Raw genomic sequence first — 15,820 nt, forward strand, 5'->3', positions numbered from 1 at the left:
ACGAGACGATCCGTCTCGCTAACCAGGGAAGGACCCACGAATGGGGTTACGCGGTGACGCCGCCATCGTCGGTTACGTCGAGCTACCGCCGGAACGGATGAACAAGTCCGGCATCTCACCGTTCGTGTTGGAGCAGTGGGCCGAATTGTCCGCCGCCGCCCTCGATGACGCCGGACTGTCCGCCGAATCGGTGGACGGCATCGTCACGTCGCACTTGAGCGAGTCCGAACTGTTCGTCCCCTCGACCATCGCCGAATACCTCGGTGTCGACGCCAATTTCGCCGAATTGCTCGACCTCGGCGGGGCCAGCGCCGCCGGCATGGTGTGGCGCGCCGCAGCGGCAATCGAACTGGGGCTGTGCGACGTCGTGCTGTGCGCCTTGCCGGCCCGCTACATCACCCCAATGTCGGAGAAGAAGCCTCGCGGTCTGACCGACGCGGTGTTCTTCGGTGCGTCGAGCAACCAATACGGTTCTCCGCAGGCCGAATTCGACATTCCCTATGGCAACATCGGGCAGAACGGCCCCTACGGTCAGGTCGCTCATCGCTATGGTGCCGAGTACGGCTACGACGAACGCGCAATGGCGAAAATCGTTGTCGATCAACGCGTGAACGCCAACCACACCGAGGGCGCGATCTGGAGGGACACCCCGCTGTCGGTTGAGGACGTGCTGGCCAGCCCGGTGATCGCCGATCCGCTGCACATGCTCGAGATCGTGATGCCTTGTGTCGGTGGGGCCGCGGTGGTGGTGGCCAACGCCGACTACGCCCGACGGTCCAAGAACCGCCCGGTGTGGATCAAGGGCTTTGGCGAACATGTGCCCTACAAAACCCCGACGTATGCCCGCGATCTGCTGCAGACACCGATGCTCAAGGTCGCCGACAAGGCCTTCGGCATGGCGGCGCTGTCTCGGTCCGACATGGACATGGTGTCGATATACGACTGCTACAGCATCACCGTGCTGTTGAGCCTCGAAGATGCCGGGTTCTGCGAGAAGGGCAAAGGCATGCAGTTCGTCGCCGACCACGACCTGACCTTCCGCGGCGACTTCCCCCTCAACACCGCCGGCGGGCAGCTCGGCTTCGGTCAGGCCGGGCTGGCCGGCGGCATGCACCACGTCTGTGACGCCGCCCGGCAGATTATGGGCCGCGCCGGAGCCGCCCAGGTGGCCCGCACGCGAGGAGGAAATGGGGGTCACGACTGCAACCGCGCGTTCGTGTCCGGTAACGGCGGCATCCTGTCCGAGCAGACCGCACTGATCCTGCAGGGAGACTGAGCCATGTCCATGACGTTCGAACGGCCCATGCCTGTCAAGACCCCGACCAGCGCTCCATTCTGGGATGCGTTGGCGCAGCATCGGATTGCCATTCAGTACTCACCGTCGACCGATGCCTGGGTGTTCTACCCGCGGGTGCGAGCGCCGCGAACCCTGGCCAATGATCTCGAGTGGCGCGAGATCTCGGGAATGGGCACGCTGTACTCGTACACCGTGGCCCGCCGGCCGGTGGCGCCGCACTTCGCCGACGCGGTACCGCAGATCCTGGCGATCGTGGAATGGGATGAGGGACCGCGGTTTTCAACCGAATTGATCAATGTCCAAATCGAGGACATCACCATCGGCATGCGAGTGAAGCCGGTATTCGTCGACTATCCCGAGCACGATGTGACCATGCTGCGGTACGAACCGAGCTGAGCTCACGCTTCCGGGCGAGTTGGCCAACCTTGTTCAGCGCCCGACGTCAGCGGATGGTGCCAGCGGAGGCAGCGGCTGCGTCGCAATGCGGTGAGCTTCAGCTGCCGCAATACCCAAGGCGCGCAAGATAAGTTCTGCAGTAGTGGTGCCCGCCTCGCGCCAGGTTTGATGACCTTCCAGCACCATCCACATCGCGCTGATGGTGGCGCCGAGGACCAGTGAGGCCACACTTTCGACAGTGACACCGTCAAGCGCGTAGCGACCTACGGCTAGTCCGGCGCCCACGTCACTCTGCGGCGGTCCGGACATCCACGTACGCAAAGCTTCTTCGCTGAGGCCGAACTTGACGGCGAACCGGCCCAACAGTGGGTTTTCATGGGCGTAGCGCACCCACATTCGGATGCCGGTGGCCAACCTCGCGGCGGAATCATCGATTGCGTCGAACGAGGCGGACACCCGCTGATGCAAATCAGCAGTCACCTCGCCGACAACGCGATCGAACAAGCCCTCGATCGAGCCGACATTTCGGTACAGGGTGCCGCGGGCCACGTTGGCCTCTTGAGCCAACTCACTGATGGTGATCTGCGTGGTGCCCTTCTCGACGAACAGCCGGACGGCCGCGGCCCAGATCCGATCCTCGGTCGTGGCCATTGCGCGCCTCCCCTGAACCGCTCGTGCTGAACATGTTCAAGACAAGACGATAGCAGCGCTGATTGCACATCATTGGTAACTGATGAACATGTTTGTTCCACAAGACACCCTTGCTTTATGTTGAACACTATTGTTCAATAAAGAACGTAGTTGTAGAGGATTAGCCCGCAGCGACGATGGAAAGGCTCGACAATGACAACGCAATCGCCGGAGATCGGAGACCGAAAGGTTGACCGCGTCCCGGTGCTGATCCGGCGGCGGTATGTGCGGTGAGTAGCAACATCACCGGAACCCATACCGGATTACATAGCCCCGAAGGCGGCCGCAAAGGCGAGCATCCTGGCCGCTCGCGTAACCCGCTGGTCAAGGTCGCCGACGTCGCCTGGCTTGAGTTCGACAAACCCGATTTGGTTGGCGCCGAGGCTTTTGCACACTCTTTCGGCTTCGCCGCAGCCCTACGCACTGACACCGAGTTGCACTTGCGCGGTAGCGATCCCGGCGCGCCCTGCGTACTGATTCGACGCGGTGCGCAGACCCGCTTCCGTGGCATCGCCTTCACCGCTGCCGATGACGCCGACCTCCTGCGCCTGGCAGACCAAACCGGCAACCGAGTCGCGCCACTACCGGAATCCATTGGCGGACTGGGTGTGCAGTTGACCGACCCCAGCGGCATCCCGGTCCGGGTGGTGTCCGGAACCCGACCGCTGCGCGCGCTGCCGCCCCAGATTCCACTCACCCTCAACATCGGTGATCGACTCGACCGGATCAATGAGACCCAGCGTCCACCGCGTGTGCCCACCACCGTGCAACGGCTCGGGCATATCGTCATGCAAAGCACCAAATACCTTGCGGCACTGGACTGGTACCTCGACACCCTGGGCATGATCGTCAGCGACTTCCTGTTCTTCCCCGGTCAACGCGGACGCGGACCCACCATGAGCTTCATCCGATGTGATCGCGGCTCGGTGCCCACGGATCACCACACCCTGGCCATAGCTCTGGGACCCGCCAACCGCTACGTGCACTCGGCCTACCAAGTATGTGATCTTGACGCCCTGGCCGCGGGTGGCGAGTACCTGAAAGACCGTGGCTACCAACGTTCCTGGGGCATCGGGCGGCACATCCAGGGCAGCCAGATCTTCGACTACTGGCGTGACCCCGACGGATTCATTGTGGAGCACTTCACTGACGGCGACATGTTCGACAACACGCTGGAACCTGGGTGGGCGCCGTTCACCGCCACCGGCCTGGCCCAATGGGGACCGCACGCTACGGCCGACTTCCTCGGCACCAGCCCACGACACATCCGCGGCGAGGCGCGCGAACTGCTCACCGCGCTGCGCAACGACAACGAATTCGACATCCACCGCCTCATCGGCCTGCTGAAAGTTGCCAAGTCATGACCATCTCCGTTCTTCGCACCGCTGATGGCTGGTGGGTTCAAACCCGAAGCGGGGCAGCCAAAATCGAAACCGATGCCGCCACCACGGCGGTCTTGCTCGCCGACCGCGGCGCCATCGAGGCAGCCGCATCGGGCACCCACACGGTGCCTGTCGAGAGCCTCGACCTGCTCTCCCCCGTGACCACCCCGTGCCGGGTGGTTGCTCAGATGACCAACTACACCTCGCACATCAAAGACGCCGGCATGGACCCCGCCACGGTTCCGCTGACGTTCTTCCGCAAGTCCTCGGCGTCAGTCACTGGGCCGTTCCACAACATCGTCAAACCCAGACATGTGCAACTGCTGGACTACGAGGTGGAGATCGGCCTGGTCATCGGCACCGACATCGCCGTCGGCACCGTGATCGACGAAGCCGACCTGGCCCACTACATCGCCGGGCTGGTGGTCACCAACGATGTATCCGCCCGCGACATCCAGCTTCCCCAGACCCAGTTCTACGAAGGCAAGTCGTACCCCAGCTTCACGCCGGTCGGGCCTGTACTGGTTCTGCTGAATGCCGCGGAGCTCAAGCGTTTCGGCGATCTGCGACTGCAGTTGCGCGTCAACGGTCAACTGCGACAGAACATGATCGTCGGTTCCGACATGGTCTACTCGCCGGTGCAAGCGTTGCAGTCGCTCAGCCGGTTCCAGGATCTCAGCGCCGGTGACCTGATCCTGACCGGTACGCCCGTGGGCACAGCGCTGAGTGCACCCCCCAAGCCGATCGAGATCATCGGCTCCTTGCTGCCGCCTGCGGTGAAGTGGAAGGCCTTCTTCAAACGCCAAGCCGCCAACCCGAAGTACCTGCACAACGGCGACGTCGTCGAAGCGTCCGTCGCCACCGACGACGGCAAGATCGACCTTGGTGCACAGCGCAACACGGTGAAGTACGCGTGAGCTCGAGCCTGTAGTTGCGCGCCCCACGCGCTCACCTCAGGCAGCGCGCACAATCCGCCACCGCCCATCCCGCTTCTCCACCAGCCCTGAAAGCTCCATCAACGCCAGTGGCCCCAGGGCACGCTCGGGCGCCAGGGCTGCACCGATGGCGACCTGTTCCAGATTGAGCCAGCCACGCGCCGGCAATGCCTCATACACCGCCCGTTGATCGGGTGTCAGCCCATCCAATCGGGTCACCGGATGCTCAGGCTCATCGGCGAGTTCGCCTATTCGACCGATCAATTCAACGATCTGCTCAGCCCTGTCCACCAATGAGGTGTCCTTGTCCCGAAGCAGGACATGGCAACCCGCCGACGCCGCCGAGGTCACCGGTCCCGGCACTGCACACAGCGGCCGGCCCATCGCCTTCGCCCAGCCGGCAGTGTTCGCCGCGCCACTGCGCAAACCGGCTTCAACCACGACGGTTGCCCGAGACAAGGCTGCCACCAATCGATTTCGAGTCAGGAATCTATACCGTGTCGGCCGCTCCCCCGGCGGGTACTCACTGAGCAGCAAGCCGCTTTCGGAAATTCGGTGCAGCAACGCCGAATGCCCGGACGGATAGGGTACGTCCACACTGCTGGCAAGCACCGCGACCGTCACCCCTTCGCAGGCCAGCGCCGCGCGGTGCGCGGCCCCATCGATGCCGAAAGCGCCGCCGGATACCACCGCCGCGTCGCGCTCGACCAAGCCGGCCGCCAACTCCGAAGCAACCTGTTCGCCGTAGGCAGTGCAGGCCCGGGTCCCGACGATCGCAGCGGACCGCTCGACCACCCCGTCGAGCCGCGCGGGACCGACCGCCCACAACACCAACGGCGGCGCGCTGTATTCCCGCGCCTGCATCGCGTCATTGTCGAAGCCGACGAACGACAGATATGGCCACTCCTCGTCGTCCGGCGTTATCAGCCGCCCGCCCAGCCGGTCCAGAACGTCCAAGTCATCGGCGGCATAATCACATTCGCGACGGGCCTTGACCTTGCCGCGCAGTTTTTCCGGCTCGTGCCCGCGATGAATGATGTCGGCAGCTTCCACGGGACCGCAATGCTCAACCAACTCGGCCAGCTCCGCACAGGGTGGCTCGGCAACTCGAGACAGGTATGCCCAAGCGCGGCGTTCCTGATCGTCGCCAGTCATCGCCCACCGCCCTGGCGAAAGCTCAGCGCGGTGCACACGTCCTCGATATCTGGCGAAGTACGCCCGGCAAGATCGGCGAGTGACCAAGCCACGCGCAGCGTCCTGTCAACACCGCGGATACTCAACTGCCCGCTGTCGAGCGAGGAACGCAGCGGAGCCATCGCCTCCCGACTGGGGCGAAAACTTCGGCGCAGCAATGGTCCTGGTACTTCCGCGTTGGTCCGAACGCCTACTACCTTCCAGCGATCTGCCGCGGCCGCGCGTGCCGCCGCGACCCGCGCCCGCACGTCACCAGACGATTCTGCGGCTTGGTCTGCGAACGCGCCGGCAAGCACCGGATGCATCTCGACCTGTAGATCGACCCGGTCCATCAGGGGGCCGGACAACTTACCCAGATATCGGCGGCGGTCCGACGACGGGCAAACGCAGTCTCGCGGGTTAGGCGGAGCGCAAGGGCATGGGTTCGCGGCCATCTTGTGAACACGGTTTTGGCGTGTTCGGTGACCGACTTCGACAGAAACGTGCCTACGTTGAGATGGTGCAATCACCTGATCCCGACCAGCCCGCGACCCCGGTGATGTCCTGGTCACTTCATCAGACCCGCACTGCCATCGAGGCGGCCGATGACTGGATGCCCCACCGAGAAATGGCGGCGAGCGCGTGGAAGCGCTGGCGAGCAGATTCGGCGATCCCCGGGGGAACACCGTTTCTGCTGTCGCCTGAGATGACATACGACGTTGCGCTGAATACGTTCTTCTACTCACCGGACATGCTCCGCGCGCGCCGCTCTACCCGTATTGGTTACGCGGGCGATCTAAAGCGCTTCCTCACGTTCCTCCACCACAACCGAGGCGGAACCGACTGGCGAAATGCTGAAGAAAACGATCACCGCGCATATCTGGTGTGGCGTCGGGAAGACCCTGACGGACCAAGAGTCAGTGACTCAACGTGGGACCGCGAACTCAGCGCCGTCAATCGGTTTTACAACTGGCAACTGAGACAGGGCAATGTCCGTGTCAGCCCAATTCCTCAGCGGAACTACCGATTTTCGGGTCGATCGGGACCTCGAACAGCTGAGCCCGGACAAACAGCCGCGACATATTCTCATGGTCGACGTCGAGAACGTATTCAATGGTTCGCTGCATCGTCATACAGACTGTGGCGCGACGTCGGCGTTCGTGGGTATGACCGTGATGGGTTGCCGGACAGTACTTTTCGTGGACGATGGGCCGCCCGGAATGCAACTTTCGTTGACCTTATGGTCCGCACAGGCATGAGGCTGGCAGAGCAGGCGTCACTGACCACGTTTGAGATACCCGGTGCAGACCGAGGCGGTGGCTACCGGCGGTTCTGGTTGCCCGAGGCAATTGCGAAAGGACGGTCCGCACGATGGGTGTACGTGCCGATGTCGGTACTCCGGGCGATCGCCGAGTACGTGGAGATGGATCGGTGTTCGGTTGTTGATCGGGCGCGTGCGGCCGGCGCCTACCAGCAGTTGCCGGAGTCGTCATTCGTTGTCGATGGCGATACCGGCAAAGCCTGGACGCCGGGCCGCGCGACCAGAGTCAAGGTTTCGCACTTGACACCGATCGAGCGTCGGGTTCTCTATGTCGAGACCGATCTCGGCTTGGAACCAGCCGCACTCTGGCTCAGTGAATCCGGCGACCCTTTGTCAATATCATTGTGGAAGAGCATGTTTCGTGACGCGAATAGACGCTGTCAACGAGCGGGAGTGGACCTTCACGGGCACGCGCACATGCTGCGACACACATTCGCGGTCTTGACGTTGGAGCAGATGCAACGCGGCCACATCGCTTCGTTGTCGAACATGAGCCCAGACGAAAGAGGCCACTACACACGCATTTTCGGCGACCCGCTCGACTGGGTCAGATGTCGGTTAGGGCATGCCAGTGTGACCACCACTCAGATATATCTGCATGCGCTGGAGGAACTCGAAATGGAGACCCGCATGAAGCTGGTGCCCGATGCATGGGACGACCCGCGAATCGCCGACCCGGGCGGCCAGCAATGAGTCGGCGCGGTACTACTGGTCCTGGTCGTCCATCGAAACTCCCCGCAGGTAATTACGATCCGGCGCCCCCGGTTGCCTCTACACCGAGGGGGCTCGTCGTTGATTTTGTTGGCGAAGATGGCCGTCAGTGCAATTTCGATGTCTCGGCGCTGCCATTGCGCGGCTGGCACGAAAGTTTGGCGCAAAGCTGGGCCAACCGGTTAGGGCCGGCGGGCCCGCTCAGGACACGAAGCTCTGCTGAGGGCGCATGGGGCCGGGTGTGCCACTTCATGCGGTTCCTTGCCGGCCTACCAAAGTCGCCACGAACTCCTGGTGATCTGCGCGCCAAGCACATCGACGCCTACCTGCGGCATTGTGAATCAACGAGCACACCGCTCGCCGCGGCCCTGGGCCTACGCTCTGTTGGCCTCACGTTTGCCACAGTGCCCCTGCGTGAGCTGGTGATGACCGAAGTTGTCGAGCGAATGCGTCCGCGGCAGCCGACACGTGCCAGGCCCCTATCGGGATATTCGGACGGCGAGTTCAGCCGGATCGTCAAGGCAGCGCGGTCAGATGTCGTCGCCTTACGCAAGCGACTCGACACACCCATACAGGCACATGCGGGAGAAGCCGCGATCCTGGAAGACATACAACGAACCGGCTACGTACCTTTCACCCCTCAGCTCACGATGTGGGAGCAGCAACGGGCCCGCCTCAGCCTGGCCGAGAAGATATTTGCGACGCGCCACGATGTCATACCCATGCTGGTCCTGTTGGTGGCCTCCACCGGCTGGAACGTAGAGGTCATCAAAGACCTCCCGCACGAGCACAACGTGATCGACGGCCTCGCCGTCAGTTTGGAGATCACCAAGCGCCGCCGCGGTGCCGGCCAATGGCACCAAACCGTCACTTGGGAAATTGGGCCACCCGGGAGAGAACTGCACACTCCCGGCGGTGTCTATTTGCTGTTGCACCGCCTCATGGCACCAGCCCGCAACTCACTTGCCGAACCCAGCTTCTGGGCCGTATGGAGCCCGCAGCGTAGCCGAACAGACGAACCCGACTGCCGTAATCCTTTCTCCCACCAACTCAGCGGCGATTTCCGAAATCGCGATTGGACCGAACCACATGATCTGCGGGCCGACGCGCAACCCGGAACACTCGGCAGCTCAAACGCCACCAACCAGATTGGCCCACCATTGGGTTTGAATTTCAACCGATTGAAGACGAGTGTCGACGTCCGGCGCACACGTCAGCTCGGTGGCCACCTTCCATCCGCGGCCCGCAGCAACAGCGTCACCGTACTGTTCAGGAACTACCTGTCTGGCGACCAAAGCACGATCGAGTGGGCACAAGATGTCATGGCAGACACGCTTGTCGAGGTTGAGACAGCAGCACTCGACGCCCACCATCGGCTGCTGGAACAGACCGGACGCACGTCCCTACAGGTAGTAACCGCAGAGACGGCCCGGACCGGCGAATCCGCGCTAGAGTCGGCAGCGAAGGGATCACAGGACGCCGCGTGGTCGAAATGTGTGGACCACAACCATCATCCGATAACTGGACGCCGCTGCTCATCGTCGTTTCTTGACTGTTTCAGCTGCGGAAACTGTCTCGTGACTGGTGACCACCTTCCCGGCTTGCTGGGTCTACTCGATGCGCTCGACGCCCGCCGACACCACATGGATGAGGCTGCCTGGTGGAAGCGGTATGGCCCGACCTGGGCCGCGATCCGGCACGAAGTCCTACCCAAATTCAGTCCGGCCGAGGTCGCCCAAGCCGAGCAGAACAAGCCGACCAACAATCTTCTCGACCTTGTCGAACCGAGATGGGAGCACCCATGAGCACGGCTCAACCGCGACCGAAGCGCGACGACCTCGACTCGGTATACGTATTCCACGGTCGGCCCTTGCGGCCCGGCACTGACCTCGCTGATACAGCACAGTTCAAAGACGACGTCTGGCAGCTTTCGCCAGCGACACTGCAAGGCCATGGGCGCGGTCTTGCCTTACGTTTCAACACCATTCCCACGCGCCACCAACGGACAGTGAAGCTGCTGTGTTATGGCTTCCTCTCAGGCCCGCTCCCGCCCAATGAAATTCAGCAAAGCGTTAGCTCCGTCTCCACCAACTTCTACCGCCTGCGCGTCTTCCTACGGTGGCTTTCGACGGAATATCCTGACCTCGACGTCGGGCAGGTCGATCTACCGATTCTGCAGGAGTATCTGCAGTACACGATCATTCGGTTTCGCGCGCCGTCAGAAGCCCACGGCCACCGTGCAGCAGTCCGCATGCTGTGGCGTTACCGCTTGAGTTTAGAGAACAACCCGCTGCGAGCAGATCCTCAATTGATCGACGGCTGGGTTGGCCCGTATGCGCGAAGGACCGAGAACTCGACGTCGAGAATCCCCGAAGAGGTGCACAGCCGTGTCCTGGTGTGGGCGTTGCGGTTTGTCAATGACTTCAGCGAGGACATCTTCATTGCTATCAACGCGTGGGATCGCATTCGCGATACCCATCGCCTTCCCGACGGTGCACCGTTCGCGGCACGATTCGAGTTGCCAGGCAAATTGGATTGCTACTTGCAGATACGAATTGATGAAGGTAAGCCCTTGCCCGGGTACAACGGCCAACCATCAATCTTGTCTATTGCACGCAACGCTGGGTGCACGAGAGAAACGGTGGTGCGCCACTTCGCCGACGTCGAATCCGCCGCTGCCGCCGTCGGGGTCTCGGACTACGCATGCCTCGACGTCCAACTGCGCGGTCGTATCGATGGGCAGCCATGGCTTGAGGGTGTCTCCCTCGACCCGGTTGCCGACGACTCGCTGACAGTCCTCACACAGATGCTGCAGGCCGCCTGCTACATCGTGGTTGCGTTCTTGTCCGGAATGCGTGACGCCGAAGTCAAGCACCTGCGCGCCGGCTGCGCCACTACGATCCGCGATGGAAACCACACACCGTACCGATGGAAGGTCAATAGCCTTGCATTTAAAGGCGAAAACGATGATGCGGGGGTACCAGCCACGTGGATTGTCGGCGAATCCGCGGCTCAGGCCATCGCGGTCTTGGAACGTGTTCATCAGGAACGCGGACAACACCGCACCGACTGGCTACTCGCGCCGATCAAATGTGGTCCCGGAGTCGGATCAACCGGCCGTAATGGAAATCTCGCGATGACCGCGGCGGGAACAAACCGTCAGCTAAACCGATTTGTCACGTGGATCAACGACTATTGCGCCGCCAACGGCCGCGCCGACGGCATTCCCGACGTCGACGGTGAACGGTGGCGGTTGAGTACCCGCCAGTTTCGGCGCACCCTCGCCTGGTACATCGCGCGGCGACCTGGCGGAGTCATCGCGGGTGCCATTGCCTACCGACATCACAGCGTGCAGATGTTCGAGGGTTACGCCGGCACAAGCGATTCCGGCTTCCGCGCGGAAGTCGAGGCAGAGGAAGCGCTGGCCCGCGGCGAACACTTACTAGCGATGGTCGATCGCCATGAACATAATGGACTCGTAGGCCCGGCGGCCGCAGATGCCCACCGCCGACTGAACGAATTCGACCTCGCCACGTCTTTTCCCGGGCGCGTTGTCACCGACCGGCAACGCCTGTTACGCATCTTGAACAAGCACGACCCCGCGGTTTATCCCGGCCGCTACGTCACATGTGTGTACGACCACACCAAGGCCTTGTGTCGGGCCAAGAATGGAACTGATTCCTCACCAGATCTATCCGGTTGCAAACCGCTAAGCTGCGGCAACGTCGCGCTGTCGAGCAGCAACGTCGATGCGTGGAACGCGGAGTTGTCCGCGATTGACTCCGACCTGTCCCTGGGCGGCCCACTACCACCATTGCTGCACACGCAACTGGAGCAGAGGCGCGACCACATAAGTAGCTTCCTGGCCCGTCAGGGTGCACCAAAATGACTCGCCGCGTGAAGCTTCCCACCGACAACGCAGTGCGTTCGGCCCTCGACCGACTCCAAGCCGCAACAACATCCACGCCGCCTACGGTTGTCGCGCTGGCCAAAGAGGTCGGGTTAAGCAACTCGACCTTTTGGCGCCATTTTCCAGATGTCGCCCAGCGGGTAGCTGATACCCGCCGGAGAGCGCCAGAGCCCACGGCCACCAGCACCTCGGCAGCGGCCCGCTTCGATCCTGACGAAAATCGGCGGATTCGCGCCGAAAACTCCCACCTGCGTGAACAACTGGCTATCGCCGCAGCCCACATCCAGTACCTCACCTTGGAAAATCACGGGTACCGCGAGCAACTCGAGCGGGCATCGGAGGTTACGCGACTCCCAAGGCGGTATTAGTCGGCCAAGAACGCGTGTGCGCTGAGCAGGAACACTTCAGCGTGCTGTGAATGGGCGCCGTGGTTGGCGTCGGGGAGCAGCAAGAGAGTTACGTTGGGCAAGCGCTGCGCCAGGATGAACGCGTTAACTGCGTCGACGACCATGTCCTGGACACCGTGGACGATCAGGGTCGCTGCTGGATTGTTGCCAGCTGTCATAGCGGTCCGTGGCGGGAACCTGACCCCAGCCGCGGATCGCGTCCAGTTGCGCGGCGGCCGACTCCATCGACACGGGGTCGTCGCGATCGGTTACGCGGCGGCATCAATCACGAACTCACCCAGTCTGAATTCGCCCAACTTGTCGGTTCCACCCGCGAATCGGTGAACAAAGCGCTGGCCAACTTCGTCACCCGGGCCTGGATCCGCCGGCAGGGCGAAACGATATTCATTTACGACTCGGAGGCACTCGCCAGACGCGCGAAGTAACCCCGATCACTCCCGGCGGACCAAGTGTGTGGGGGCTCAATCAGCACCACAAATGGTTCCATGCAACCGCCGAGAGCACATCGATCCGCGCCTTCGAAATGTGCTCGTTCGGACGCCGGCACGTGTACCGGGACGGAATCATCTACCACGTCACCGAATTCAGCTACGACATCGGCTACGACGCGCACATGATGCACCAGAGTTTCGCAGCGACCGTGACCGACGCAGCAGGCCGCATGGCCCGTGTGAACTCCGAAACCCTGGGCAGCGCTCAGGTGGGGCTCGATCCTGCGATCTATCTGAACGAAGCTGGCGTGCGGCTGCCGATCGACGGTGAGCCCGGATCGGGGTGGTGCGAATTCTGCTGGAACCGCAACTACTTCGATCGGGCGCGAGCATGTGAGCCGCTACGGCTAGGCCCCGACACACCCCGCCCGCGCGACGGGTGTCAGTCGCGCAGACCAGGGTGGCCGTCCTGGTGCCAGTGATAGCCATCAGGAGCGAGAGCTCAACTCGCCACCGCAAGGTCAATCGGAGAAATCGGGCTACAGCCCGTAGCTCTTTCCGATGATCTCGCGCTGGATTCCGTTGGCGCCGCCGTAGATCGGGGGTGCGAGCGCCTTTCGGACCTGCATCTCCATCCCGTATTCCACGGTGTAGCCGTTGCCGCCCATCAGTTGAACGCCTTCGAGAGCAACGGCTTTGGCGACCTCGGTACATTTGAGCTTGGCCATGGCCCCTTCCCGGGCGAGCTGATCTTCCAGGCCGGCGTCGATCTGTGTCGCGACGTGGTAGACGAACGCGCGGCAATATTCGATTTCTGTGGCCAGGTCGGCGATCGTATGCCGTACTGCCTGGAATGAGCCGATCGGCCTGCCGAACTGTTCACGAGTCCGCACGTAGGCGATGGTGTCTTCAAGCGAGCGACGGGCAGCTCCGAGCGACATGGCTGCAATGATCAGCCGCTCCACGTTGAGTCCGCGCATCAGGCGATGCCAGGCGTCGCCGATCCCCCCCACCACGTTCTCGACCGGCACCGACACATCGGTGAAGAACACTTCATTGACCGTGTGCCCGTCCATCGTCTTGATCGGCCGAATCTCCAGCCCCGGAGCAGTCGTCGACAAATATACCAATGTCAATCCGTTGTGCTTGCCGACATCCGGGTCGGTACGGGTGAGCACCAACAGATGATCGGCAAGGTGCGCGGCGGTGATCCAGGTCTTTTGGCCATTGACCACAAACCGGTCCCCGTCCCGGACAGCGCGTGTGGCTACAGCGCTGAGATCGGAGCCCGCCCCCGGCTCAGATAACGCAATGGCCTCGAAGTTCCCCTTACACAGGTTGCCAAGGACTTCCTGCTTCTGGCGGTCATTTCCGTGACGCAGGTAGGTTTGCCCCGCGGTCAGTCCCGTCCCGTACGCATGGATGGGTGCCTGACCACGCGCGGTCTCCTCCAGGAAGATGCATTCTTCGACCATCCCGGCGCCTCCTCCGCCGTATTCGGCGGGCAGCGATACGCCCAACCATCCCAACTCTGCGAAGGACTTCAATAGTCGCGGACTGTTGGACAAGGCGCCGCCGTCGGTGAGCTCCAGCCGTTGTTCGGCAGTGGCACAGTTCTTTTCGCAGAACTGCTCGATGGCCGTGGCGAACTGTTGCTGATCTGTGGTGAGCATTGATACCTCTATTACAATTGGTCTGACCATAACGGTGGTTGCCAGTGTCCGCGCGCTCAGGACGGTGCTCGGTATGCAGGTTCTCCAGGCACGGAGGAGAATCTCCGGTCGAATTTGCTTGGGCTCGTGTGCAATTCGATTCAGTTGCGGGACGCTGATCGACGCGGCCAAGGCCTGCTGGCCTCAGCGTCCGGGATTTGGGGATACCCCGTTCGCGGCGACGTGAGTCCCAATTGATCGCTTCATTGGTGCCCAGTGCTTCGACCGCCTACGATGTGGACAGGCCGGTCGAAGCAGGGCGCCGCGATGGGGATTGATCTGACTTGCAGGTGGATTGGTCCGCGCGATCTGTTCGATTTTGCGGTGGCCGGGTTCAGAATTTGATGATGCCGCGGATGTTGCGTCCTTCCAGCATGTCGGTGTAGCCCTCGTTGATCTCATCGAGGGAATACTCTTTGGTGACCAGTTCGTCGAGTTTGAGCTGCCCGAGGTTGTACATCTCCAAGTACCGCGGGATGTCGTGGCGGGGATTTGACGATCCGAAAAGTGCTCCGTGAATGGACTTTTCGTAGAGCGTCAGCTCGAACAGCGATCCGGTCATGGTCAGGTCCGTCGGATGGCCGATTGCCGTGACGATCACCTTTCCGCGCTTGCCCACCAAGCTCAGCGCCGGCCCAAGATAGTCGGCCTCTGCAACGTCAGTGGTGATGACGCAGACGTCGGCGAGTTGACCCCAAGTCAATTCGTTGATGATATTGCGAGCGTCATCAACGGACGAGGCGGTGTGCGTGGCGCCGAATTCGACCGCCTTGTCTCGCTTGTACTCGACAGGGTCGACCGCGATGATGTGCCGCGCCCCTGCGGCTTTCGCCCCTTGGACCGCATTGCTACCGATTCCGCCCACGCCGAGGACCACGACCGTGTCGCCGACCTTGACCTGAGCGGTGTTCACCACGCTACCGAAACCGGTGGGTACACAGCATCCGACCAGCGCGGCGCGATCCAGGCGAGTTCTGTTGTCCACCTTAACAACTGATGCCGTCGGAACGACGGTGTACTCGGAAAACGTACCGAGTAGACACATTTGACCGAGCCCCTCGCCACGGGCGTGAAACCGGTAGGTCCCGTCGAGCTGCGGCCCTTGAATGATCGCGGCTCCCAGATCGCACAGGTTGGTGATCCCTCTGGCGCAATACGAGCACTTGCCGCAGGCGGGCAGGAAGCTCATCACCACCGAGTCGCCCTCGGCGATGTCGGTCACCCCTGGGCCGACGGCCGCCACGGTGCCAGCACCTTCGTGGCCGCCGACGAACGGAAACTGCACGGGGATATCCCCGGTAACCAGGTGGTAGTCAGAGTGGCACAAACCTGACGCGGCCAGCTTCACCAATACTTCATTGGGACCAGGCGGATCCAACGTGACTTCCTCGACCTGCCATTTCTCGCCCAAGCCCCACAGAACCGCGGCTTTTGTCTTCATGGGATGACCCTCCT

14 protein-coding genes and 2 pseudogenes are annotated in these 15,820 nt (G+C 62.2%); 10 read left to right on the forward strand and 6 right to left on the reverse strand.

Annotation, left to right across the window (positions count from 1 at the left end; genetic code table 11):
- Positions 1–40 precede the first annotated feature (40 nt).
- Both M2432_RS13310 and M2432_RS13315 read left to right on the forward strand, forming a co-directional pair.
- A complete protein-coding gene (locus tag M2432_RS13310) occupies positions 41–1,276 on the forward strand; it encodes a thiolase family protein (RefSeq protein ID WP_280827280.1) in 1,236 nt (411 codons plus the stop codon).
- Positions 1,277–1,279: 3 nt separating this feature from the next.
- Positions 1,280–1,693, forward strand: coding sequence for an OB-fold domain-containing protein (locus M2432_RS13315; RefSeq protein WP_280827281.1), 414 nt, complete (start codon positions 1,280–1,282; stop codon positions 1,691–1,693).
- Positions 1,694–1,726: 33 nt separating this feature from the next.
- On the opposite strand, the gene M2432_RS13320 is transcribed toward M2432_RS13315, so the two are convergent.
- Entirely contained in the window at positions 1,727–2,344 is a 618-nt protein-coding gene (locus tag M2432_RS13320) for a TetR/AcrR family transcriptional regulator (protein WP_280827282.1), read from the reverse strand.
- Positions 2,345–2,613: 269 nt separating this feature from the next.
- Here M2432_RS13320 and M2432_RS13325 point away from each other — a divergent pair, with 269 nt between their 5' ends.
- Together M2432_RS13325 and M2432_RS13330 are read left to right on the forward strand one after the other, a co-directional pair.
- Complete coding sequence (locus tag M2432_RS13325; RefSeq protein WP_280827283.1) at positions 2,614–3,747, forward strand: VOC family protein; 1,134 nt, start codon at positions 2,614–2,616, stop codon at positions 3,745–3,747.
- Complete coding sequence (locus tag M2432_RS13330; RefSeq protein WP_280827284.1) at positions 3,744–4,682, forward strand: fumarylacetoacetate hydrolase family protein; 939 nt, start codon at positions 3,744–3,746, stop codon at positions 4,680–4,682. Before M2432_RS13325 ends, M2432_RS13330 begins: the two co-directional genes overlap by 4 nt.
- A gap of 36 nt (positions 4,683–4,718) precedes the next feature.
- Here M2432_RS13330 and dprA read toward each other — a convergent pair whose 3' ends face one another.
- On the reverse strand, positions 4,719–5,855 hold the full coding sequence (gene dprA, locus M2432_RS13335; protein WP_280827285.1) for a DNA-processing protein DprA: 1,137 nt from the start codon (positions 5,853–5,855) through the stop codon (positions 4,719–4,721).
- Positions 5,852–6,328: pseudogene (locus M2432_RS13340) on the reverse strand (ATP-binding protein); the annotation flags it as partial. The gene dprA and the pseudogene M2432_RS13340, both read right to left, overlap by 4 nt.
- A 65-nt stretch (positions 6,329–6,393) precedes the next feature.
- On the opposite strand from M2432_RS13340, the gene M2432_RS13345 reads away from it, so the two are divergent.
- From M2432_RS13345 to M2432_RS13360, 4 genes are all read left to right on the forward strand, one after another.
- Complete coding sequence (locus M2432_RS13345; protein ID WP_280827286.1) at positions 6,394–7,887, forward strand: site-specific integrase; 1,494 nt, start codon at positions 6,394–6,396, stop codon at positions 7,885–7,887.
- A 422-nt stretch (positions 7,888–8,309) separates the two neighbouring features.
- Complete coding sequence (locus tag M2432_RS13350; protein WP_280827287.1) at positions 8,310–9,710, forward strand: hypothetical protein; 1,401 nt, start codon at positions 8,310–8,312, stop codon at positions 9,708–9,710.
- Entirely contained in the window at positions 9,707–11,794 is a 2,088-nt protein-coding gene (locus tag M2432_RS13355; RefSeq protein WP_280827288.1) for a hypothetical protein, read from the forward strand. The genes M2432_RS13350 and M2432_RS13355 overlap by 4 nt, the downstream gene beginning before the upstream one ends.
- 8 nt (positions 11,795–11,802) lie before the next feature.
- A complete protein-coding gene (locus M2432_RS13360; RefSeq protein WP_280827289.1) occupies positions 11,803–12,183 on the forward strand; it encodes a hypothetical protein in 381 nt (126 codons plus the stop codon).
- On the opposite strand, the gene M2432_RS13365 is transcribed toward M2432_RS13360, so the two are convergent.
- Entirely contained in the window at positions 12,180–12,380 is a 201-nt protein-coding gene (locus tag M2432_RS13365) for an alpha/beta hydrolase (protein WP_280827359.1), read from the reverse strand. The two genes, M2432_RS13360 and M2432_RS13365, sit on opposite strands and share 4 nt — an antisense overlap.
- A gap of 102 nt (positions 12,381–12,482) precedes the next feature.
- Here M2432_RS13365 and M2432_RS13370 point away from each other — a divergent pair.
- Positions 12,483–12,647 (forward strand): annotated as a pseudogene (locus M2432_RS13370) (helix-turn-helix domain-containing protein); the annotation flags it as partial.
- Positions 12,648–12,673: 26 nt separating this feature from the next.
- On the forward strand, positions 12,674–13,135 hold the full coding sequence (locus M2432_RS13375) for a hypothetical protein (RefSeq protein ID WP_280827290.1): 462 nt from the start codon (positions 12,674–12,676) through the stop codon (positions 13,133–13,135).
- Between the two features lie 57 nt (positions 13,136–13,192).
- On the opposite strand, the gene M2432_RS13380 is transcribed toward M2432_RS13375, so the two are convergent.
- Both M2432_RS13380 and M2432_RS13385 read right to left on the reverse strand, forming a co-directional pair.
- On the reverse strand, positions 13,193–14,326 hold the full coding sequence (locus M2432_RS13380; RefSeq protein WP_280827291.1) for an acyl-CoA dehydrogenase family protein: 1,134 nt from the start codon (positions 14,324–14,326) through the stop codon (positions 13,193–13,195).
- 373 nt (positions 14,327–14,699) lie between these two features.
- A complete protein-coding gene (locus M2432_RS13385) occupies positions 14,700–15,806 on the reverse strand; it encodes an NDMA-dependent alcohol dehydrogenase (protein ID WP_280827292.1) in 1,107 nt (368 codons plus the stop codon).
- Positions 15,807–15,820 lie beyond the last annotated feature (14 nt).

The organism is Mycobacterium sp. OTB74 (assembly GCF_029892685.1).
In the GTDB taxonomy this organism is placed as follows: Bacteria; Actinomycetota; Actinomycetes; order Mycobacteriales; family Mycobacteriaceae; genus Mycobacterium.

Excerpts from the sequence above, each read along its gene's own strand:
- M2432_RS13315 (WP_280827281.1), top strand. The coding sequence starts at position 1,280 with ATGTCCATGACGTTCGAACGGCCCATGCCTGTCAAGACCCCGACCAGC.
- M2432_RS13320 (WP_280827282.1), bottom strand. The coding sequence starts at position 2,344 with ATGGCCACGACCGAGGATCGGATCTGGGCCGCGGCCGTCCGGCTGTTC.
- M2432_RS13380 (WP_280827291.1), bottom strand. The coding sequence starts at position 14,326 with ATGCTCACCACAGATCAGCAACAGTTCGCCACGGCCATCGAGCAGTTC.
- M2432_RS13365 (WP_280827359.1), bottom strand. The coding sequence starts at position 12,380 with ATGACAGCTGGCAACAATCCAGCAGCGACCCTGATCGTCCACGGTGTC.
- M2432_RS13385 (WP_280827292.1), bottom strand. The coding sequence starts at position 15,806 with ATGAAGACAAAAGCCGCGGTTCTGTGGGGCTTGGGCGAGAAATGGCAG.
- dprA (WP_280827285.1), bottom strand. The coding sequence starts at position 5,855 with ATGACTGGCGACGATCAGGAACGCCGCGCTTGGGCATACCTGTCTCGA.
- M2432_RS13310 (WP_280827280.1), top strand. The coding sequence starts at position 41 with ATGGGGTTACGCGGTGACGCCGCCATCGTCGGTTACGTCGAGCTACCG.
- M2432_RS13355 (WP_280827288.1), top strand. The coding sequence starts at position 9,707 with ATGAGCACGGCTCAACCGCGACCGAAGCGCGACGACCTCGACTCGGTA.
- M2432_RS13330 (WP_280827284.1), top strand. The coding sequence starts at position 3,744 with ATGACCATCTCCGTTCTTCGCACCGCTGATGGCTGGTGGGTTCAAACC.